General features: G+C 40.0%; 17 protein-coding genes. 15 read left to right on the top strand and 2 right to left on the bottom strand.

Annotated elements, in window-relative coordinates:
* Positions 1–70: 70 nt before the first annotated feature.
* The 9 genes from FNT16_RS19330 (at position 71) to FNT16_RS19290 (ending at position 11,315) form a co-directional block, all read left to right on the top strand.
* The gene (locus FNT16_RS19330) at positions 71–1,402 is read left to right on the top strand and encodes a YncE family protein (protein WP_143873596.1); all 1,332 of its coding nucleotides are present in this window, start codon (positions 71–73) and stop codon (positions 1,400–1,402) included.
* 17 nt (positions 1,403–1,419) lie between these two features.
* Positions 1,420–6,552: a hypothetical protein gene (locus FNT16_RS19325; RefSeq protein WP_143873594.1), complete on the top strand. Its 5,133-nt coding sequence runs from the start codon at positions 1,420–1,422 to the stop codon at positions 6,550–6,552.
* A 16-nt stretch (positions 6,553–6,568) separates the two neighbouring features.
* Entirely contained in the window at positions 6,569–7,336 is a 768-nt protein-coding gene (locus FNT16_RS19320) for a hypothetical protein (RefSeq protein ID WP_143873592.1), read from the top strand.
* 17 nt (positions 7,337–7,353) lie between these two features.
* Positions 7,354–7,839, top strand: a complete 486-nt coding sequence (locus tag FNT16_RS19315) for a hypothetical protein (protein WP_143873590.1) — start codon at positions 7,354–7,356, stop codon at positions 7,837–7,839.
* Positions 7,840–8,187: 348 nt separating this feature from the next.
* Complete coding sequence (locus FNT16_RS19310; protein ID WP_143873588.1) at positions 8,188–8,379, top strand: hypothetical protein; 192 nt, start codon at positions 8,188–8,190, stop codon at positions 8,377–8,379.
* A gap of 153 nt (positions 8,380–8,532) precedes the next feature.
* Positions 8,533–8,922 (top strand): hypothetical protein, encoded by a 390-nt coding sequence (locus FNT16_RS19305; RefSeq protein ID WP_143871824.1) that lies wholly within the window; start codon positions 8,533–8,535, stop codon positions 8,920–8,922.
* Between the two features lie 11 nt (positions 8,923–8,933).
* Positions 8,934–9,263 carry an IS66 family insertion sequence element accessory protein TnpB gene (gene tnpB, locus FNT16_RS19300; RefSeq protein WP_143871825.1) on the top strand — a complete coding sequence of 110 codons (330 nt, stop codon included), beginning with the start codon at positions 8,934–8,936 and terminating at the stop codon, positions 9,261–9,263.
* Positions 9,264–9,347: 84 nt separating this feature from the next.
* Positions 9,348–10,946 (top strand): IS66 family transposase, encoded by a 1,599-nt coding sequence (tnpC, locus tag FNT16_RS19295; RefSeq protein ID WP_221935025.1) that lies wholly within the window; start codon positions 9,348–9,350, stop codon positions 10,944–10,946.
* 159 nt (positions 10,947–11,105) lie between these two features.
* Positions 11,106–11,315: a hypothetical protein gene (locus FNT16_RS19290; RefSeq protein WP_143873586.1), complete on the top strand. Its 210-nt coding sequence runs from the start codon at positions 11,106–11,108 to the stop codon at positions 11,313–11,315.
* Between the two features lie 59 nt (positions 11,316–11,374).
* On the opposite strand, the gene FNT16_RS19285 is transcribed toward FNT16_RS19290, so the two are convergent.
* A complete protein-coding gene (locus FNT16_RS19285) occupies positions 11,375–12,277 on the bottom strand; it encodes an antitoxin Xre/MbcA/ParS toxin-binding domain-containing protein (RefSeq protein WP_246072544.1) in 903 nt (300 codons plus the stop codon).
* A gap of 186 nt (positions 12,278–12,463) precedes the next feature.
* Here FNT16_RS19285 and FNT16_RS19280 point away from each other — a divergent pair, with 186 nt between their 5' ends.
* Together FNT16_RS19280 and FNT16_RS19275 are read left to right on the top strand one after the other, a co-directional pair.
* A complete protein-coding gene (locus tag FNT16_RS19280) occupies positions 12,464–16,765 on the top strand; it encodes a LamG-like jellyroll fold domain-containing protein (RefSeq protein WP_143873581.1) in 4,302 nt (1,433 codons plus the stop codon).
* Positions 16,759–18,279: a hypothetical protein gene (locus tag FNT16_RS19275; RefSeq protein ID WP_143873578.1), complete on the top strand. Its 1,521-nt coding sequence runs from the start codon at positions 16,759–16,761 to the stop codon at positions 18,277–18,279. Before FNT16_RS19280 ends, FNT16_RS19275 begins: the two co-directional genes overlap by 7 nt.
* 333 nt (positions 18,280–18,612) lie before the next feature.
* On the opposite strand, the gene FNT16_RS19270 is transcribed toward FNT16_RS19275, so the two are convergent.
* A complete protein-coding gene (locus tag FNT16_RS19270) occupies positions 18,613–19,515 on the bottom strand; it encodes an antitoxin Xre/MbcA/ParS toxin-binding domain-containing protein (protein WP_246072543.1) in 903 nt (300 codons plus the stop codon).
* A 204-nt stretch (positions 19,516–19,719) separates the two neighbouring features.
* Between FNT16_RS19270 and FNT16_RS19265 the strand changes: the two genes are divergently transcribed.
* The 4 genes from FNT16_RS19265 to FNT16_RS19250 all read left to right on the top strand — a co-directional run bounded on the left by FNT16_RS19265 (position 19,720) and on the right by FNT16_RS19250 (position 22,476).
* Complete coding sequence (locus tag FNT16_RS19265; RefSeq protein WP_143873573.1) at positions 19,720–19,983, top strand: hypothetical protein; 264 nt, start codon at positions 19,720–19,722, stop codon at positions 19,981–19,983.
* Position 19,984: 1 nt separating this feature from the next.
* Entirely contained in the window at positions 19,985–20,434 is a 450-nt protein-coding gene (locus FNT16_RS19260; RefSeq protein ID WP_143873570.1) for a hypothetical protein, read from the top strand.
* Between the two features lie 330 nt (positions 20,435–20,764).
* The gene (locus FNT16_RS19255) at positions 20,765–21,544 is read left to right on the top strand and encodes a type IV toxin-antitoxin system AbiEi family antitoxin (protein ID WP_143873569.1); all 780 of its coding nucleotides are present in this window, start codon (positions 20,765–20,767) and stop codon (positions 21,542–21,544) included.
* The gene (locus FNT16_RS19250) at positions 21,544–22,476 is read left to right on the top strand and encodes a nucleotidyl transferase AbiEii/AbiGii toxin family protein (RefSeq protein ID WP_143873566.1); all 933 of its coding nucleotides are present in this window, start codon (positions 21,544–21,546) and stop codon (positions 22,474–22,476) included. The genes FNT16_RS19255 and FNT16_RS19250 overlap by 1 nt, the downstream gene beginning before the upstream one ends.
* Positions 22,477–22,575: the final 99 nt, after the last annotated feature.

The following is a 22,575-nucleotide window of genomic DNA, read 5'->3' as shown; positions in this document are numbered from 1 at the left end:
TTTGACTAGGTTAAGTGAGCAACCTTTAGGCTATGTTTCTAAGCACAATAACATTGTATTGCCTAATTGTTTGTTAGAAGAGTCTGGAAAATTTAGATTCTACTCAGTTGAGCGAATTAGAGTTTTTAATAGAGCAAATGACACTTATATAGTCGTTGGAAAAGATAAAATTATGAAGCTTATATTGTCTTCCAAAAGACTTGAAGTAAGCTCTGCATACATACCTAATAATATGGGAGAACGAAACTATATTAATCAAAAATACACGTTTTACCCATATCCAAGCCGCCGAAAAAAAGAAGGTTGGATTATCACTTGTATAGAATCGGGTAAAGAATGGGATTTTCAGAGTAAAGACAGTATTGTTGTAGCTGGTAAGGAACAGATTTTATTTGAAGTTAATTGGAAAAAATCTATATCGTTGCTTAATTATTCTGTTGGAAAAAAATGGACATATAGTTATTTAAAAAATTGGATTGCGACAAGCAGAAATGTAATTGAAATTGAAAGCGACCAAAATTCAATTTTTTTATCTTTGGGTTCAGACCGCAACCCCCAAGGTTGTCCACCAGATAAAATTCAATTAAATGGAGCCATAGCTTCGATAAATCTAGAAAACGGCTCTGAAAATTGGTACTACGAATTTTTCCATTCAATTCAAGATTTCTTTGTTTATAAAAATATCGTCTATGTAGCGCACCGAAATGAAATTGCAGCCCTTAATGCCAAAACTGGCGAGCTAATCCGAGAAATTTCTGCTGGTGAAAACTATGGCAACAATATAGTGTGGTGTGATGGCAATTATGCTTACTTATTTAATTATGGTGATGAAAAAGCATACCTTTTTGACTTGGAGTTAAAACAAAAATTAGGTGAACTAGCCTTTCCTGATAACTTCATACTAAACAATCAACACCATCCATACTTAATTGAAGATGAAATATATATTCCTGTCTGCCCTAAACGTTTAAATATGCTACATGCTAGCCAAGGCATAGTACGTATTAAAAAAGACCGTATTTTACAAAACGACCCTATAGAATATATTAATGAGCCGGCATTTACATCAACGCTAATTGATAACGCCGATGGTACGCAAAGCTACACATTACGAGTAAAAGGCGATTGTGCTGATTCTGTTATTCGCATAGGTGAAGTTGAATTACGCAAGCTATTCGCAGACTTTGGTCATCACTGGTACCAAGATGATTTAAACCTCAATAAAAAATTTAACGGTATCGTTTGCGCTGAGTTGGAGGTAGCTAAATCGGATTCTGAACGCTTTAATGAGTTATTCGATACGCTACAAAAACGCATGGAAGATTGGCTTGATTTTATGCGCGCAACTGATAATACAGGAAAATTACCGGCTAAAGTGAACTACTCAGTTAAAACCTTTTAAGGTTAAACTAATTAAAAGTGAGCTGTAAAGAAGACCTGCAAGATACAGACATTTACGTATTTCGCAGTGGCAACGGCCAATTATTAATGGAGCAAAAAGGCCTAGCTGAATACGTAGTATCACCATTTAACCCTGGAACGCTTTTTGGTGTAAACGACAACGCCTTAACCTTTAGCAGCCTAGTGCGTGGTTTTGATAGTTATGTGCAAACCTTATGGGTATCCAACCCTTATAGCGAATACCTAAGCCACAGTAATATTAATCTTAACAGTGCCAATGGCAACCACGAAACATTAACACCAGGCGAGCCAATAGAGATTATCGCCATTAACCGTAAAACTGGCTATATGGGCAGTACGCGCAGCACCTTAGGCCAAATTAACTCAGGTGGGGTGGGTTATAGCGAAAACGTAATAGTAATGACGCCACCCAATCTCACGGTTAAAGCCACACGTAAATACAATACAGAGCACAACCTTGGCAAGAGTGACAGACCTAACGAACACACCATAGCTTTTGAGGGCTCAGCATCCAATAGCGATACCATGGTGTTGATTGAAATAGAATGGCTTAATCAAGACGGCACCCCCCTACCGGCAGCCATGGCAGATTATGGATTCACTGGGCGTTTAGTAAAAGTGACAGACAGCGGTATGGCGTTAACCGAAGTCGGGCATTTTAATATTACACCAGGCAAGCGTATTGAAAATGTGCAAATACCCACAGACCATGAATACAGCGAAACCTTTTATCTACAAATATCAGCCAAACCGCAACATGAAAACCCAACCTTTGGTGATTTAGGTGCCAGTGCAGATGGGCCATTACAATACCGCCCTAAACACTATGTACCCTTTAAAGTGCCGGTTTACGATGAAATACTCGACACCTACCGTAAAACCGAATACAACGCACTGGTTGCAGCGGGTGAACAAAACCTTACACCACCTGAAACCCAATACCAATATCGCTACCGCCCAGAGTATCAATTTAGCTTATTGGACTTTGAGCTAAAAAACTTCAAGCGACAAACGCAAGACCAACAAGTGGTCGAAATTAATAACGATAAAAGCAACATGATATCCAGCGATGATGTTGCATTAGATATCCTATTTAGCATTAGTGATTATCAAAATCAAAATATAGAGCCTTTACCCTTTTTAGGCGTTGGCCAACAATTAGTCATGGAAGTTGGCGGCAAAGAGGTTGAACTTACCTTAGGCCAAAACCAACAACTAACCTTTAACAACCCAGCCAATTTACACCAACTAGAAGGCGAAGACTTTCTATTTCTGCAGCTATACGACAACCAAGACCCAGATAATATTTTATGGGAATATGCGTTTCAAATGCTCACCGCCGATACGCGTTGGGCAGGCTATGACAATATAGGGGAAGATGGCACTATATATGTGAGTGCGGATGATACTAAAGTGCCACTACAAGGCATGATAATAGGGTATCAAGAAGGTTCAGATATTCCATCAGTCACATGGCGCGCCAAAGAAGGCGTGGTTAACCAAGTTGAAGACTTTCAGCATGAATACAAACACCAAGGCGTGTTCCCAGCTGATATATCCTTGTTACCGCAAGTCGGTAATCGCGTCACCATGGAGCTGGAATTAAATGGCTCAGATTTAAAAGTCACCCTGCCAACCATTGAAGTAGAGCCAGGTGCGCCAGCGACCCTATGGGCAGAAGCCGTTACGAGTGAAATGTACGTTGAAGGCCATCAGTTTATTGATGTTCACATTGCTGTAAACGACCAATTTGGAAACCCAGTTCAAGATGGCACAGCTATCACTTACGGCATTGACGGCTCAGCTATTATCGATGAAGAAGCAACAAAATATGAAACAACAAATGGTATTGCCAAAGCCAGGCTACGTGGCGCAGCGCTCGCTCAAATTGATAACACCTTGACGATACAAGTTAATGATATACAACAATCAGTGCCATTTATTGTTAAGCCACTAACAGTAGAAATTGACCCCTTACCTCAATCTGTTGAACAAGAGGAACTGCTTTTAGTTACGGCTCGCGTACTTGATGATGAATCAAATTTAGTTGAAGGCATTGAAGTTGATATCAGCTCTACTTTTGGCAGAGTGACCGAACAAATTGCGATAACCAATCAACAAGGTGAAGTACAAGTTGCAATCCATACTGGGTTTTATCCCAATGATAATGCTCAAATTGTTGCAACAGTGGGTTTATCCTCGTTGCAAACTGCTCAAACTATTGTCAATAAAAAGCCAGGGCAAATTGTAAGCACTCACGACACCCTAATAGTGGGAGACCAAGCCCAAGCTGGGCAAGCACAGTTACAACGTTTTGATGGTTTAAACGTAGGTATGGATTACGCCATTTCTAGAACAATAGACATACCAGGGATACAAGGACAAAGCCATACATTAACCTTAGGTAGTTTGCTAGAGCCTAACTTAGTACCTGTCGCCAGTTGGGGATTGCACGAACTAGATGAAGAGAAAACGTACGCCCTAGAGCATAACAACTTACATCTGGCCCTAATTAATTATGCAGAGCATACCCGAGTGCACCCGAATGGCGTAGGCAAAAGCCTCTACTTTAATCGAAATGCCCACCTAAAATCTGAAAATAAAGACACAGGCGAAAAAATTTACCTACCTTCGAGCTTATCTGTATTAAATCAATCACAACTGCGACCTGATAATGGCTTAGGCATTCGTTTAGATATGCGCCCGGGCTTACTAAAAGATGAAAGTTCGAATGATACCTTTATCCAAAAAGGCGGAATGCTAGTCGATATTGCGGGGGGGACACAAACCTTAAAGTTGAATGATGCCTTTGAGCTTGAATTCACAATACACAACAACACAGGTAAGCACCAAGTTAAATCAGCCCCCCTTAGTCATGATACTTGGTACAAAGTTGCCGCTCGTTACTACCAAGGTCAATTAACCTTGCAAGTTAACGACACAACATACGAACAAAGCACAGATGGTAGCAATCTTAATTACTCAGTCACCACCAAAGGTGTTGTAATTGGTGAAAATTTTACTGGCCACTTAAGCCGAGTAAAAATATACGATTGGCGCAGCCAGCCACTTGTTGCATTTGCCGATGGCAGTTACAGCAAAACATTAACATACACACAAAATGATACCCAAAGTGTTACCTTAGTCAGTTCAGGGCAACTGCACCAGCAAACAGGCAGCCAAATAAGCTTAGTTCGAGTGGGTTTTAATCAAAACCAATACCAAGGGTTTATCGGAGTAATGAGCCTTGCCCATTACGAAGCGGTAGGCACTCAAATGATAGCCAGCAAGATAATTAAAAACGCGCCAGAATATGCCTACTTTAATAAACAATACAATAGTAACCCGAACATACCTCAAATCCCTTTTATTGCTCAAGCCCATGCTAACTGGGTAGTTGATTGGGTGGTGGATAATGCGTATGACATTGTAGTGGGCACAATCGGCTTCTTAATTCCGTATGAAGAAACCATCAGCATGTTTAAACAAGTGTATTACTTGGCAACAGGCGATGAACAGTTTGATTCAATGCAACTATCCATGGATACCTTAGCTGTGATGACTGTATTTCCAGCAGCAAAAGTGTTTTCTCCTGTGATTAAGTCATTACGCAGTTTTATGAAAACCGCCAAATCGCTCAACCCCAAATTTGTCAATTCGCTGGGAGGGGTTATTGGAAAAATCGGCAAAAAGTTGATGAAAGGGGATATTGATGCCTTACTTAACATATTGCCAATGGTGATCATTATTGGAGATATGGTGAGTGATGAAGAATCACGGCAAGCATTGGCAATACTGATTAAGTCAGTGCAAAGTGATGAAGATATTTTTACTTGGGCGGAGTATTTGGGCTTACCAACAGATGGATGGGAGGGGGATGAAGTACCGCCTGTCGTGTTAAATCGCTATATTGAAAAAGATAGTTATCCAAGCTTTCCGCTTATGTCTGTCGCTTACGCTTCTAGAAAAAAGACAGATAAAGGCGGTTTAGTCGAAACAAGTAGGCTAACGAAATCACTTCGTTTAGCCGCTCAGCAACTGAGCAAAAATGGCTTAGTAGAAATTGATGGTAAAAAATTAGTATCTTCTATAAAAGGCGTGACAGAGGGTATCAAGAAAACTGATTGGCCAAGTGTACGTAAAATGGCACACTCTCCTATTACTTTAACTGGCGTGCTTTCTGCCGGTCGACAAGGCGCGCAGAGAATTCTTAGCAGATCACGAAATCTGCGCATGTCGCCTTTGTCGATAATGGCAATTTTAACCTACTTGGAAACGAGAAACGTTGACACATGCTCTAATCAAGACCCCATTTGTAAGCCTTTAGAACTTAGAGTAAGAGAAGAATTACCAAAACTATATGCTAGGGCTTTTACACCATCATTGGTGCAAGATGATAAAGAGTATGTGTCGGCCTATCGGGAATCCGGTTATTTGTTTCAGATTGCCATGTTAGCGGCTCGCCACTTACAATATGAAATTAGCGGGCTGCCTGAAGATAGAGTTGTGGCCATTGAAGCTCCTCGGCAAATTAATTTATTTAAATACAATCGAAGGGCAACCCTATTAGGAGTGGAATTCACTCGAAAAGTTGATATTGTTCTAGCTGGGAAGAACTCAAACTCCGTAGATGAAAATAATGTTTGGTTGGAGTTGAAATCTTATAAATATCAATCCAATAAAACGACCTTTAAATCGTATTGGAAGCAATGGAACATAAATAAAAGTACTTACAGTAACCATCGAGAATTTTTCTTTGATCGAGTGGGAACGACCGATAATGAGTTAAAAGGGGTTGAAGAAGAAGGAGTTGCTGTTGCTACAAACTTTGAATGGTATTTTCAGGATTTTAAACGTCGGACAATACGGGGTTATTCGAGTAAAGAGCTTGATAGTGTGGCTGAGTGGGTAAGAAGATTACCTAAAAGCAAAGAGGGTATACAGCATGCTAGCTTGGGCTACAGAGATGGAACAGAAAACCGTACTAAATTTACCCAAAAGGATGCGCGGAAAAAACTGAAACAGCACAATGTTAAAACGTGGCTTTTAGGCACAGCTAAAGGCGTATTACTTGCCAACGTGAATGATGAGTTAATTGAAGAGTTGATCACCAACAGCGATCAGTTTTAATTACAAGAGATATAAAATGAGTGAAAACACAAATAATACAGAAACCTTGCAACAGCGTAAAAAGCGCTGGAAAGAATTTGCCAAGTTAATAGATAAAATTGGTAGTAACAACCGTTACCATTACAAATATCTTGAGCAATTTTACTTAACAGGGGAACAAGATGCAGAACACCCGGTAGATTCTTTTCACGGAGCCCCATTAATTGAAATGTTACTTACGCCAGACCAGTCTATTTCCAATTTGTTGAAAATCAAAGAAAAATACACCCCGCACCCTAGATGGGGAGATGGGCACTGGAGCGATGCTGAACGCTACTATAAAGAGAGAGTGTCAACGTGGCGAGTTAAAGATAATTTTTTTAAAAATGGGTCGTTATTAGGTGGGGGGGATATTGAGTATGAATTATTTAAACTATTTTATCCCCAAAAGGTAGACCCAAATGAGTTTAACAACACTGAAGAATTTCAAATTTGGGTGGAGAAAAAGTGCGTCAATTTAGCATATGTTTTACTTGATTTTTTTGAATATAAAAATCCAAGTTCCAGCTTTTATATGAAATGGTGGTTACCTTACTGGTGTGATTGCATAAATTATGGCTTTAAAGAAGATGAAGTCTATGAATGGATGATCGAAGCTATGCTGGCAGTTCAAGCAAAACCTGATAAGTTTACGCCGCTACAAGTAGAGCTAGCGGATAAGATATTTGCGATTGCTGAAGATGATTCGATAAACCCAGAATTTAGGAAACACTTTGCGGACTGCAAAGCTGCGTTGAGCAAATAATAAATTTAAAGGACATAATGATGGAACATTACTTGAGTTTTTACGTAAAAACAGAACAATCGATTAACGCTATCAAACAAATACTATCGGTAACCACGGAGTGGGAAAAAAGAAACGTAAAGGCAGGCATTGTCAGTTTTGGTTTTATGTCAGGCTCAGATTACGAAATTTATATTGAAGATGTTTGTTGTGATTTAAAAGAGTTTGGCATTTCGTCTATACGAATAGCGGTAACGGGTGACGAAGACCCTTGGTTGGAACTAACGTCAATTGAAGGTGAGGAGCAAACAACCTGTCAAATTGAGTTTGGATTATTCGACCACCTTTCTGAATGTGAAGACGAAGACGAGTTAACACCAACATTGAAAAAAGCACTGGCGTTAGGTCCTGATGCTTATTACCACCCCATGTATCAACAATGGAAAAAAGGCTTTGAAAAAGCGAATTTTAAATCACTAGATGAAATCTATAAACAGATAATTGAAAGCTGTGAGGGTATTTAATTCAAAAAATTAGAAGTAAGTAGCTCAGTCATGCCGTAAAGTATGACTTTATAGCAACGCGCTGGTTGCAGCGGGTGAACAAAACCTCACTCAGCCAGAAACCCAATATCAATATCGTTAACAAAAATATTGAGCCCATATCCTTTTTAGGAGTTGGGCAGGCTATGACAATATAGTGGACGATGGCGCTATATATGTTATTACGCATGCCCACCTAAAATCTGAAAATATAGATACAGGCGAAAAAATTTACCTGCCTTCGAGCTTATCTGTATTAAATCAATCACAACTGCACCAGCAAACAGGCAGCCAAATAAACAATACAATAGTCACCCGAACATACCTAAAATGCCTTTTATTGCTCAAGCCCATGCTAACTGGGTAGTTGATTGGGTGGTGGATAATGCGTATGACATTGTAGTGGGCACAATCGGCTTCTTAATTCCGTATGAAGAAACCATCAGCATGTTTAAACAAGTGTATTACTTGGCAACAGGCGATGAACAGTTTGACTCAATGCAATTGACCTTAGATACCTGAGCTGTGATGACTGTTTTTCCAGCAGCAAAAGTATTTTCCCCTGTAATTAAGTCATTACGCAGTTTTATGGTGACCTTACGGCAACATAGCGCAAATAATTAAAATCAACTTGGCATACTTGATTGCAACCTAAACAAACCAAGGCGCAATCAAATGAACACCACCTTATCGTTAGAACAAACCAAAGCACAATTTGCCCACTGGCGCGACAACAAAGAAACTTTAGGCACAATCACACCAGATAAATTACGCAGGCAAGCTGTTGAGCTGACACAACACTATTCCACCACTAAAGTCGTGACAACTCTAGGATTAAGTGGCTCAGTGATTAAACGTTGGCAATCAGACTTAAAACTCACTCAAACAACCGACGCCCCCATTGACGCATTTGTTGCTTTGCCAAACAGCCAGGCGGTTTATTCAACTATTGCACAAGCATCAATTGTATTAAACGATGGCTCTAGCATTGTACTCAATGGCGGTGCCAGTACTCAGTTATTGTCCGTTATCGCACAAGCTTGTAACACTGCCAATCAACTTTAACAGGTGCGTTTATGTTACAACTCTCTGCTCAAACCGCCATATTGTTAGCCACCCAGCCGCAAGACTTCCGCAAAGGCATTGATGGCTTTGTTGCCGTATGTCGTGATTCATTACAACAAAACCCCAGGGCGGATATTCGCTTTGTGTTTATTAACAAAAGTCGAACCATGCTACGGGTATTAACCTATGATGGCAGTGGCTATTGGCTGATGACTAAACGTTTGTCTAAAGGACGCTTTCAAAACTGGCCAAATTCACAAAATAAAGTATCGCCCATGTTGGCGACTGAACTTAGGGTGCTGTTAAAGGGTGAAGCCAACCCAACTTATAAAAAAGTATAAAATAAATTGAACTAAATGAAATGCCTGTGATCTGATCTGGCAACTAAACAAAATAACCATGCAAAATAACCATGCAAAATAACCATGCAAAATAACAAGATAATGACTCAAACTTTTACCGACATCAGTAGCCAAGCATTGGATGCATTGATTGAGCGGGTGACACAAGCCAAAGAGCACCAATTAACACTTTCATCAGAAGATTGTGCATTACTCTTAGATGCCTTAGTCACCCTAGCCAGTATGCAAGAGCGGCTCAATGACAATGACATCACCATAAATAAGCTAAGAAAACTGGCAGGCATGGTTCAATCATCCGAGCGTTTAAAATCGAACTTAACGAAAAGCAAAAAACCTAAACAGCATGGGCGAAAAAACAAAGTCCAACCGACACAAATAAAACCAGAAGTGATTCACCACAAACACACCGATTTACAAAAGGGTGATAGCTGCCTTGAATGCCCAACGGGCAAACTATACAAATTTGAACCTGCAACCTTTTTAAGAATTACCGGACAAAGTCCATTCAAACCAGAGCAACACGTCATGGAGCGCCTGCGCTGTAATGCCTGTGGCGCTTATTTTACTGCCGCGGTCACTGACGATGTACTGGCCGATGGTGATGTACACCAAAAGTATGGTTACACCGCGCGCTCGTTAATGTGTCTATATAAATATTTTGCAGGCTCACCTTTTTATCGCCAAGGCAGCATGCAAGATTTATTAGGGGTCTCTATCAGCGCATCGACCATCTTTGACCAAATAGAGCATGTCGCGAATGCAATTTACCCAGTACACAAATATTTAACCGAGCTGGCAGCGACAGCCGAACATTACCATTTGGACGACACAACGAATCGAATTTTAAACCAAACCTCAGTGATGAAAAAATCACGAGATGGTAAAACCAGAGCGCGCACAGGCATTTATACATCAGGGTTAATTGCCAAAGTAGCAGAGTACAACATCGTGCTATTCCAAACCAACATAGGCCATGCTGGTGAATTTATCGATGAGATATTACAAAAACGGCCAAACGATTTAGCTGAGCCCATATTAATGAGTGATGCACTTTCGGCCAATCAACCGAGCAAAGTAAAAGTTAAAATGAGCTTGTGTAATAGTCATGCTAGGCGGCAATTTTATGATGTACACAGTCATTTTCCAGAAGAAGTGGCTTGGGTCATAGAAGAGTATGGCAAAATCTGGCATCACGAAAGCATAGTTCAACAACAGAACATGTCAGCACAACAACGGCTTGTTTATCACCAGCAACACTCGTTGCCAGTGATGTACAGTATTGCCAATTGGGGGAAAGCGCATTTAGACAAGGGCACAGTAGAAGCCAATAGTGGTTTAGGTAAAGCAATTAATTATTACTTAAAACATTTTGCTGGACTGAGTGCATTCTGCAGCACAGAAGGTGCACAACTAGACAACAACAAAATAGAAAACCAATTAAAGTTAATTATACGCGATAGAAAAAATGCGATGTTCAAAAAAACGCAAGTGGGCGCAGACATTGGTGATGTATTAACCTCACTCATTGCAACCTGTGTTGAAGCAGGCGCCAATGCGCTAGAGTATTTGACTGTGCTGCAGCGCGAAAGTGAACAAATTAGATTAACGCCAGAGCTTTACTTACCTTGGAATTATACGGCTCAAAACCAAAGCTCAGATTAAATTCTGGGCTTAAACACATTTCTACGGCTAAGTTGCGCTAACTTGCCGTAAGGTCACGTAGTAAAAGCAATCCACAACAGTCCTGACAGAGTACAAGCACGCCAAGCGTTTATTGACCAGTTATATCATGAATTAGAAACGCAAGAACTGGCGGACTATTTGGCGCATTGGTGGCATATCGCCAAAACCAGCAATTCATTAGCAGAAGCGCAAAAACGAGCAGAACCCGTATTTAAAGAGCCTGAACCAGAACCTGCACAAATTCCAGAAACGCCAAAAGAAAGAATGTTAAGGGAACGTGCAGAAAGAGAAACGCAAAAATTAGATCCAAGAAAAGCAAGAAGAAAAGCCAAACGAAAATTGGTGTAACACTACCAAAACTGGGCGGTTTGTGAGTCACTACGTAAGAAGCCAGCTAACCCATATCTTCATTTATTCTGCTTAACGTATACATTGATGTAATCTAAAACCTGTTTACATCCTTGTTCTGTGTTGATTAATTCAATCGGTTTCTCTCCATTTAAATATTCGCAAGGGGCTTCCATCCATTTAAATAGCATTCCTATTTTGGGTTTGACTGATTTTGCCGCTTCAATGATTTTTTGGAGTTCCATTGGGTAAGGATACCAAGAAATGGGTTTGCTATTTGCTTTTCGTTTTCCTTGTATAACTCTAGGTAATTGGCTTGATTGGAGTTCAGCATCAGTAATATAGGTTCGTTTCCAATCAGCTAAGTCAACAAGCTCTTTGTTAGGATTTCTTGTTTTGTCGCTTGGTATAATTAAGCCGATTTTGACATCGGTGTTTTGTTTTATCATTGACAGAGATGGTGCAATATCGGTGTCATTTGTGATAAAAACAGCATGGTCAATTTGGCCAGTAATTGAGTCATGATAGGCTTGTAACGACAAATTGACGTCAGATTTTTTTTCTTCAATCTTCCATATTTTGACTTTATTACAGTTTTTTGGCCATGTATCTTCGTCAATTGGGTCTACTTGCCAAGCTTCTGTTTTGGCTATTGAGTAATAGCCATTTATGATTTCTATATTGTTTTTTAGGTGATTACGTAAAGCAGAATGGTAAGTGGCTTGTGAGGATACAGAGTCTTTATCTCGCGCTGCTTTTTCTGAGATAACCGCAGTAAAATAGTTAATAGCTGGTTCATGTGCCTCAAAGGTACACTGGTGCTCACCTTCTCTAAGTAAGGCGCTTGGTAATATCTGGTTAAAAACAAGCGCATGTACATTTAGCCATTTAAATGGTGTGCCTTTTAGCCTTCCATAGTAAAGGTTATAACCATCAATATAAACTCTTGTTTTAAGCTTCAAGCTAATCCTTTGTGTCGAATAGGTATTCTAGAAACGAAAAAACCGACTTTCGTCGGCTTTTCCCCCCAATCTCAAGGCGGCTATTCCGCACCGAAGAATGGGTCAGTTGTTAATTGTAATTATAGGTTTTATGAAGTGATTTACAACCATTTTTTTCATCAACCCTGCATTTCAATACAGCCATTTATGTATTTCGCAGCGGCGATAGCTGATTACGGTTTTACTGGCAAATACCGCCCTAAACACTATGTACCCTTTAAAGTGCCGGTTTACGATGAAATACTCGACACCTACCGTAAAACCGAATACAACGCACTGGTTGCAGCGGGTGAACAAAACCTTACACCACCTGAAACCCAATACCAATATCGCTACCGCCCAGAGTATCAATTTAGCTTATTGGACTTTGAGCTAAAAAACTTCAAGCGACAAACGCAAGACCAACAAGTGGTCGAAATTAATAACGATAAAAGCAACATGATATCCAGCGATGATGTTGCATTAGATATCCTATTTAGCATTAGTGATTATCAAAATCAAAATATAGAGCCTTTACCCTTTTTAGGCGTTGGCCAACAATTAGTCATGGAAGTTGGCGGCAAAGAGGTTGAACTTACCTTAGGCCAAAACCAACAACTAACCTTTAACAACCCAGCCGATTTACACCAACTAGAAGGCGAAGACTTTCTATTTCTGCAGCTATACGACAACCAAGACCCAGATAATATTTTATGGGAATATGCGTTTCAAATGCTCACCGCCGATACACGTTGGGCAGGCTATGACAATATAGGGGAAGATGGCACTATATATGTGAGTGCGGATGAGTTGGAGGTGCCTCTACAAGGGCTGATTGTTGGATACGACGAAGACCAAGGCCCAGCTAACTTATCATGGAAAACAATAGGCGCTGGCGGTGGTGCCACCCAAGCCGATAGCCCAAACAGCGCCTCACTCGGTTATAGCGCTGCAACCTTCACCGCAGATTGTACCGCAGGTGCCAGCAACACCGCTGTTGTGCAATATGGAGACACTCAAGCCAGCGTTGGCCCCATTGAAACTGTGCCAGGCAAATCCAGTTTAGCCATTGTTAAACTAAATGGCACAGTGGTATCAGAAAGCACAACTGGTTTAAAAACCTATATTCAAGGCCATAAACCTTTATCGATAGAAGTTCAAGTTCAAGACCATTGCGGTAACTTAGTCAGTGACGGCACCAGTGTTGAGATAAGTGTTGAAGGCCAAGCCATCATCACAGTGGATGAACCCGGCACAGTAGATGGAAAAGTTTATGCAACGCTAATCGGCGCCTCGTTACCGAGTACAGATAACTACCTAGTGGTAAAAAGTGGTGAAGCACCACAAATTAAAGTGCCATTTGTGGTTAACCCATTAACAGTACAAATTAGCGACTACATAGTGTCAATGGAAGACAGAAGTGTACAACCTATCACAGTCATAGTGACTGATGATGAAGGAGACAAGGTTGTAGACCAAACAGTCACATTTGAAAGTAACGGCGGTAAATTTAAGCAAAACTTAGCAACTACTAACAGTGAAGGTATTGCCATAGGCTACCTGCACACAGGCTTTCACCCAATTGACGATTTGCAAATATCTGCAAGAGTGGGCTTAGCCTTTGGTGATACGGTAACGGCAAGCGTTACACCCAATACTCAAGATGGCAGCTACCTACAAGCCAGCAATGCAGTGGTGGTGGGAGACGAAACCCAAGCAGGGCACGCAGAATACACCCGCTACGATGGTGCCAATATCGCTTTAGCCTATGACACCCAAGCCGATTTAACCATTAACGGCACAATAGGGCAAAGCCATGAAATCACCTTAGGTACCTTAGCCGACCCCAACTTAATGCCATTGGCGGCATACCACTTAAACGAAGCGGCCGATGATGCAGACACCATCACCGAAGCCACAGGTACGCTAGCGACCAATGCCTATCATACCCAGTTATCAAACGACCACCCAAGTGCAGGTTACAGTACCTACTTTAATCAGCAACAAAGCAGTTATCTATCAGCCCCCCTAACGGACAGAATAAAGCCGACCGACGGCGTTAGCTTTAGGGTAGATATTAAACCGCAAACCCAAACCAATAATGCACAACAAACGGCCGATATTTTTAGTATGGCGGGCGGCGCACATAAGCTGACGCTCAACCAAGATAACACCTTAAGTTACACCTTATATAACGATGCAGGTGAACAAACGGTTACCTCAGCGCCTATTAACCAAAACCAATGGCACCAAGTGGCAGGGCAATACCATAATGGCCAGTTAACACTACAAGTAAATGGCACCCAATACCAACAAGCCACAGACAACAGCGCGTTAAACTACGGGATTACCAATAAAGGATTAACGGTAGGAGAAGGCTATACCGGACATATTAGTAGCTTAAAATTCTTTAACCCTAATAGTGCGCCGTTAGTCACCTTTGAGAACAATCAAACCACTCAAACAGTTAATTTAAACCAAACGAGCCAAAACTTAACACTAAAAAGTACCGGCTTACTGAATGCCAATAACCAACAACTTAACCAACTGCGTATAGGGGTAAACCACCAAGGGCAACAAACCTATGTGAGTGTGATTAGTAAATCACTGTTTACCCAACTCTCCAGCTATCAATTTAACGCCTTACAACCACAAGGTTACCCAACGGTTTATCAACGACAGCAATACCAAGGTATCCCGTTTATCCCCATGGCACACGCCAGCTTTTTTGATTTTAGCTGGGATGACGCCTTCGACAGTTTAAAAAGCGTGGCAGGGTTTATTTTACCGTTTGAAGCTATCGGGACCTTTTACGAACAAACCAACTACTTAATAGATGGCGACAGCCGCTTTGATGCGCTAGAGTTAAGCCTAGCTGGTATAGAAATACTCACAATTATACCGATAGCCAAACCGCTACTGGCGCTAACCAAACCGTTAAAGCTGTTTATTAGGCCACTGAAAAACAGTAATCCTAAATTCATTAAAGCACTGGGTGATGTAATTGGTAAACTGGGTGATGACATTGTTAAAGGCAAGTTTGATAAGGCGATAAATTTACTGCCAATGATGTTAATTATGGGAGAAATGCTCAGCGATGAAGAAGCACGGCAAGGGTTAATGGTGATGGTTAACTCAATAACCAGTGCCGATGATATCTTTGCGTGGGCGGATTATTTGAGTTTGCCAGCTGATGGTTGGGAGGGGGATGAGCCACCGCCTGTGGTATTTAATGCAACTTATGACAGCCCTGTAATGAATAGTTTGCCATTTATCAGCTCAGCATATGCACTACCAAAGAAAAACAAAAAAGGTGAAAAAGTCGACGGTAGTAAAATAGGTAAAATATTCGCGTCATTTGCTGACGATGTAAAAGATAACCCTGAATTACTTTCTAAGTTAGTTAAAGCCATTGGAGGTAGAAAAGGCAAACCTATCATTTCTGGTTTTAGGTCGCTTTTATACAACCGCACATTGTTAAAGTCGGGTATTGGTATACTCAACATTGTAGGAGCAAGGCATTTACGCGATTTGCTGCGCAATAAAAACACGACGCAGCGAGTCTCTGGCCTGACTATTATCGCTGTGATAGCTTACTTAGAAAGCCGTATTAATGGGGCTTGTGATGACTGTAAACCTATCGAGGATTTTAACGTCCAAACTCGAATTCGTGATCGCTATGGCAGTGCACTTGGCGAGTTTTTATCAGGTGGGAAAGGCTTTTTTGACCGTCATAGTGACAGCGCATTATTTGAACTACTAATGATAGCAGTTAAACACCTAGACTATGAGTTAGGTATAGGCGGTAAAATTCTAAATGTTAATGACCCCGTACAAATTACTCTATTGAAGTATGACGGTACTAATCGTTCGTCAGTGGAATCAACAGGAATTAAATTGGAGCGCCGACCTGATATTGTATTGCAATCGACCGATGTTCACGGCAAACAAGTATGGATTGAAGTCAAATCATACAAATCTCCCTATGATGGTCGTTCGTGGGCAACTTGGCATGCCAGGAAGCAAACCGGCGGTACAAATATGAAACAACTGTTGGTTGACCGAATTGCCAGTACGGATAACCAGTTGGATGGTGAAAGCGATCTGTTAGATGGAAATTTTCAAGCAGCGCGGTTTGAATGGTGGATGCATGACTTTGATAAATCGCCTACGTATCATAGTTTTACCGCTGCTGATTGGAAAAAGCTGCGTAATCAGTTTGGCCAATTAAAGGCGGGTGATAGTTATTCACATGCTTCTTTAGGTTACAAAAAAGCTAAAGACAATAAAACCTTTACCGACTATGTAAAAAATAAAGGCTGCATTAGGCCGTTTAATATTCAGAATTGGATTTTAAGCCCTGCTGCAAAAGATAAATTATTATCGGCGTTTAAAGATGAGTTAACCACATTTTATGGTTATGATTCTGCGCCAGAATTACCTAAATTGGATTTTACAAAACAATGTTAACACAAGAGCATCTAGATTTAGCCGATTGGCATCCTGGAGACAAAGAATGGCTGAAGCAACGCAAAGCTGAATGGGAAGTCATTGCACCAAAAGTTAAAAACTCAACTTGGATAAAAGCCAAAGAGCTGCCGAAGTTAAAAAAATATTTTTTGAAGGGTGAATTGCCTCAATATGGTGATATTTATTCATACAATCATGCTTGTTTTTTCTTTTTATTACTACATCCGGTACAAACTATGGATAATATTCATAGGTTAGCGATGTGTATGAATGAATATCAGTTTAATGAAATGAAGCGACCTTATTTTGAATGTTGCAATAATTTAATCACTGACGGTTCACTTAAGATTGATTTATCTGGAGATAATTTACAATACCCGCCGTTTGAAGTTATTGAAGCAGAGTTTGAGTTTGGTAAAGAAGGGATATTCAATGGTAATGGTGAAATTTATGCTAGGTTATTTTTCCGTAAGCCTTTTGAGAAAGCAGCATTGGATAAGGATGAGCAAGGCCGCTGGTATCACATGAAAAACACTAAAGAAGTAACAGGTGGCTTTGCATCTAGCGGTTTGCGGTTTGCTCTATATACGAACCTCACGAAAAAAGATACACCTATGCAGTTCATTCCTGATATCTGGTTATCAGCTCTACCATATGAGTGGAATACAGGTAAAGAGGGAAGAGCGTTAAAATCGGCAAAACAATTTTTACACTGTGTATATTATTATGATGTGCTTGACCCATTCCCCGGCCAAGATACTAAGCAACGTCGTTTTATCGAAAAAGTTCGAGAGTTGCTAAGCGATAAAGAAAACATCCATCCACCAGTTTATGAATTTTGGCAATGGTTGCATACAGACGAAGGCCGGTTAGATAAAGAGCTAATATCTTCTTACCCTAATTACATTATTGATAAGTTACAGTACGTAGAAGGCGCGGGAAAAATCTCAACTCTCGCAGCTTCGGCAGCAACAGCTAATAGCTTTTCGCCCGTAAAAGCAACTTCCCAAAAAAAGATAACTCAACCCGCAGTTGCCGGTAATGGGCTAACTGTATTATTTAAAAGCAAATTAGATGTGGCTGAGTTTAACGCATTAACCGAGCTAACATTAGACTGCTCAAATTTAGCTGAACAAGATGGTGTGTTTAGTTTTAACGCAGATGTTGATTCTGACTATCAAGAAGAGGTTGATCATATTATCGCAGAGCTTGCTCAACATGATATTACTTCTGTACGTTGTTGCTATATGGGTGATGACAGTTACGCGCACTTAATCAGTATTGAAGGTAATAAACAAACCAAAGTCGAAATTGACGACTCGTTGTTTTTACACCTGTCTGGTTGTAAACCAGCAGATTTAAGTGAGCGTGATAAACAAGCAAAAAAACTGGGAGCACAAGCGTATTTTACCCAGCATTATCAAACATGGTTGAAAGGCTATGAAGGAGTAAATTCGACAGAATTGGAAAGAGTCCTTCGCAGTACTATTGAATCCAGCTTGACGTATAAATAGAAGATTATTAGGCCGCAAACCAAAACCAATGGCACCAAGTTGCGGGTCAATACCATAATGGTCAGTTAACTGTCCCGTTATCCCGTTCATACCGTTTGGTCAATGCCCTGCTCATTATTTAGGCTGATTTTTAAAATAAATCAGCCTTTATTATTCAAAATGAACCGCCAATATTCGCAAATTGATCTCGAACTTTACAATGACATATTCCGGAGAGGCTAAAAATCAAACGACTTTCAAAACCTAGCCATGCGGATTCCTCGCAAACTACGAACACAACCAAAACTGGGCGGTTTGTAAGTCACTACGTAAGAAGCCAGCTAACCCATATCTTCATTTATTCTGCTTAACGTATACATTGATGTAATCTAAAACCTGTTTACATCCTTGTTCTGTGTTGATTAATTCAATCGGTTTCTCTCCATTTAAATATTCGCAAGGGGCTTCCATCCATTTAAATAGCATTCCTATTTTGGGTTTGACTGGTTTTGCCGCTTCAATGATTTTCTGGAGTTCCATTGGGTAAGGATACCAAGAAATGGGTTTGCTATTAGCTTTTCGTTTTCCTTGTATAACTCTAGGCAATTGGCTTGATTGGAGTTCAGCATCAGTAATATAGGTTCGTTTCCAATCAGCTAAGTCAACAAGCTCTTTGTTAGGATTTCTTGTTTTGTCGCTTGGTATAATTAAGCCGATTTTGACATCGGTGTTTTGTTTTATCATTGACAGAGATGGTGCAATATCGGTGTCATTTGTGATAAAAACAGCATGGTCAATTTGGCCAGTAATTGAGTCATGATAGGCTTGTAACGACAAATTGACGTCAGATTTTTTTTCTTCAATCTTCCATATTTTGACTTTATTACAGTTTTTTGGCCATGTATCTTCGTCAATAGGGTCTACTTGCCAAGCTTCTGTTTTGGCTATTGAGTAATAGCCATTTATGATTTCTATATTGTTTTTTAGGTGATTACGTAAAGCAGAATGGTAAGTGGCTTGTGAGGATACAGAGTCTTTATCTCGCGCTGCTTTTTCTGAGATAACCGCAGTAAAATAGTTAATAGCTGGTTCATGTGCCTCAAAGGTACACTGGTGCTCACCTTCTCTAAGTAAGACGCTTGGTAATATCTGGTTAAAAACAAGCGCATGTACATTTAGCCATTTAAATGGTGTGCCTTTTAGCCTTCCATAGTAAAGGTTATAACCATCAATATAAACTCTTGTTTTAAGCTTCAAGCTAATCCTTTGTGTTGAATAGGTATTCTAGAAACGAAAAAACCGACTTTCGTCGGCTTTTCCCCCCAATCTCAAGGCGGCTATTCCGCACCGAAGAATGGGTCAGTTGTTAATTGTAATTATAGGTTTCATGAAGTGATTTACAACCATTTTTTGCATCAACCTTGCATTTCAATAGCGACATTTATATATTTCGCAGTGGCAATGGCTGATCACGATGGATGTTATTTGGTGATCACGATGCGTGGTAATATGCACCCTTTTAAAGGTGTTGATGAAGAGCGCTATCAAGCTGCTTGGAACTTAGTCAATCAAGTACGCGAAAAATTACAAAGTGAAAACTTACCTGATGAATTAAAAACGCGCTGGCAATATGCACAAACGCCAGAAGGTAAAGCGCAAGAATATGAACACTTTCAAGAAAAGTACCCGTTGTTAAAACAATTAACTAAGAGCGAATCGGTTTAGAATGGAAAACTGGGGCTTTCTATATGCAGTGTTTATTGATAACACTGCATTAAATCAATTTTGTTGGTATATCGATAATGAAACTCGGCCAGCATTTGCTGAAGAGGTGCCAGATGGAGAACATAAGTTATTTGAGTTAATAGAGCCGTTAGAAATCCCAGAAAGTAAACAGCAACCGCATAAAAACGCGGTGTTGTATAGCTTCGAAATGATGGATGAAGTAGAAGATGATTATGCTGCATTGCTAAAAATTGCAACCATGTTAGGTGCGAAGACAGTAATTAGTCATTGGTTTAGCGAATATGAAACCGATGAGTTACAGGTGTATCACCAAGGAAAACAAAAGCGCTACACATCAGAAAACCAGCCATTTATCAAAGATGCTGCTTTAAGTGAATTAAATGACTTAGAAATCATAGCGTCGGTTATGGATAAATTGAACTCGCTCTAGAATAGTTTCACTCACTCTAAACTGACAAAAAGAGCTCAATATTTAGGCTGGTATTCAAAACAATCAGCCTTGCTTCTATAGCCCCGTATTGAAAATGTGCAAATACCCACAGACCATGAACACAGCGAAACCTGATTTAGAAGTTTATCCACCATATTACGATTAGAATTGAAAATAGCCTGACTTAGACAAAATTTTACAATTTTTTCCGTCTCTTGAAACTCATTTGGTTTATTAAAAATATTCCATTTATACTTTAAGTGTTAATTTGTGCTATATTTTAAACCGCTTGTTTGTTTAATTGGTTATATTCATACCTAGAGTGTTAAAATGTCATCAAAATTAAACTGGCTGGTGTCACACACTTCGCCAGGTTCATTGGTTTTACAAAAATGGTTAACTGAAAACAGTGTGAGCCATTCATTAGCTCAAAAATATGCTACTTCTGGTTGGTTATGTAAAATTGCATCCGGCGTTTATTATCGGCCAAGTGCCGATTCTCTAACCAAGCCAGGTTGGATTGAAGCGATGTACGCAATTGAAACACAGCTAAAGTTACCTGTGCATCTTGCCGGTTTAACAAGCTTAACTTATCAAGGCTTGAATCATTATGTTCAGGTAGCAAATGCGCAAGTTTGGCTAGGTGTTGAGCGCAAACAAAGTCTACCTAAATGGTTTCATGAGTTTAACGGGCAAAAGTGGTTATATTGCAGCAATAGTAAACTAACAAAAGCAGACAGCGACTATAAAACTATCGAAATAAAAAATAAGCTTATCACTGCAAGTACGCCAGAATTAGCAGCGTATGAAATAGTTGAAGCTATAGGTAAACATATTACTTTTGAGCATGTCGCTGAGCTGTTTCAAGGACTGGTCAATCTCAGTCCTAGGAAAGTGCAATCCATATTGGCGCGAAGCGTATCAATACAAACGAACCGAGTGTTTTTATTTTTAAGCCATTATTATCAACATCCATGGGTTAAGAGACTGGATGAATCACTTATAAACTTGGGCGCGGGCAAACGACAAGTTGTTAAGAATGGTTATTATGATGAACGCTATCAAATAACAGTGCCACACAGCCTACCAAAATCAGAAGAATCAAACTAATGGATAAAAGTAGCTCGTACTACAAGCAGGTTTCTTTATTGATAAAAATGTTGCCCGTTGTCGCGACTGAGCCAGTATTTGCGCTAAAAGGCGGGACAGCAATCAATTTATTTATACGGAACTTTCCACGTTTATCGGTTGATATTGATTTGGCTTATTTGCCGTTAGAACCAAGAGATGAAGCTTTAGCTAATGTGCGAGCTGCGTTAAAGCGAATTACCGACAGAATAAATGCTCAGCCGAAAATAAATGCTATCTTTCAGGACAACCGAAGTGATGAATTGCGCATTGTTGTTACTTCTGAATTGGCGACGATTAAAATTGAAATTTCTCCCGTAGCGAGAGGTACTTTGCACGAGCCTCAGCTTTTAGCTGTTCAGGAGTCGATTGAAGACGAATTCGGTTATGCAGAAGTCCCCGTGGTCAGTTTACCTGATTTATATGGCGGTAAATTATGTGCGGCTATGGATCGACAACATCCAAGAGATTTATTTGATGTTCGGCTTTTATTGCAGAATGAAGGGATCACAAGAGAAATTTTTATCGGTTTTTTGACTTATGTTTTGGGGCACCCTCGTCCAATAAATGAAGTTTTGTTACCTAATTGGCAACCACTAAAAGATAAGTTTAATTCTGAATTTTCGGGTATGACGATAGATCACGTTAAATTACAGGATTTAGAAGATACTCGCCAAGCCATGCTTGACGCATTAAAAGAGCAGTTTACAGAGCAAGATAGAGACTTTTTAATTTCCTTTAAAAAAGGAATCCCTGACTGGACTTTGTTTGATTACCCAAATGTTGCTGATTTACCAGCAGTACGATGGAAGCTGCTAAATTTGCAAAAGCTAATGGGCAGCAACAAAAATAAACATGATAAATTAATACTGAAATTGGATCAGGTAATGAGTAGTTGGTTAAAGGTAGGCTAAATTGAATGAAACGCCGCCTAAGGGGAAGATGGATTATATATGTTATTACGCATGCCCACCTAAAATCTGAAGATAAACTGTGACACAGGAAAGATATCG

The sequence above is a fragment of the Catenovulum sediminis genome (assembly GCF_007289895.1).
In the GTDB taxonomy this organism is placed as follows: Bacteria; Pseudomonadota; Gammaproteobacteria; order Enterobacterales; family Alteromonadaceae; genus Catenovulum; species Catenovulum sediminis.
This window is presented reverse-complemented; position numbering and strand designations above follow the sequence as displayed.

Excerpts from the sequence above, each read along its gene's own strand:
- tnpB (WP_143871825.1), top strand. The coding sequence starts at position 8,934 with ATGTTACAACTCTCTGCTCAAACCGCCATATTGTTAGCCACCCAGCCG.
- FNT16_RS19265 (WP_143873573.1), top strand. The coding sequence starts at position 19,720 with ATGGCTGATCACGATGGATGTTATTTGGTGATCACGATGCGTGGTAAT.
- FNT16_RS19250 (WP_143873566.1), top strand. The coding sequence starts at position 21,544 with ATGGATAAAAGTAGCTCGTACTACAAGCAGGTTTCTTTATTGATAAAA.
- FNT16_RS19255 (WP_143873569.1), top strand. The coding sequence starts at position 20,765 with ATGTCATCAAAATTAAACTGGCTGGTGTCACACACTTCGCCAGGTTCA.
- FNT16_RS19315 (WP_143873590.1), top strand. The coding sequence starts at position 7,354 with ATGATGGAACATTACTTGAGTTTTTACGTAAAAACAGAACAATCGATT.
- FNT16_RS19305 (WP_143871824.1), top strand. The coding sequence starts at position 8,533 with ATGAACACCACCTTATCGTTAGAACAAACCAAAGCACAATTTGCCCAC.
- FNT16_RS19310 (WP_143873588.1), top strand. The coding sequence starts at position 8,188 with ATGCCTTTTATTGCTCAAGCCCATGCTAACTGGGTAGTTGATTGGGTG.
- FNT16_RS19280 (WP_143873581.1), top strand. The coding sequence starts at position 12,464 with ATGTATTTCGCAGCGGCGATAGCTGATTACGGTTTTACTGGCAAATAC.
- FNT16_RS19260 (WP_143873570.1), top strand. The coding sequence starts at position 19,985 with ATGGAAAACTGGGGCTTTCTATATGCAGTGTTTATTGATAACACTGCA.
- FNT16_RS19275 (WP_143873578.1), top strand. The coding sequence starts at position 16,759 with ATGTTAACACAAGAGCATCTAGATTTAGCCGATTGGCATCCTGGAGAC.
- FNT16_RS19320 (WP_143873592.1), top strand. The coding sequence starts at position 6,569 with ATGAGTGAAAACACAAATAATACAGAAACCTTGCAACAGCGTAAAAAG.
- tnpC (WP_221935025.1), top strand. The coding sequence starts at position 9,348 with ATGCAAAATAACAAGATAATGACTCAAACTTTTACCGACATCAGTAGC.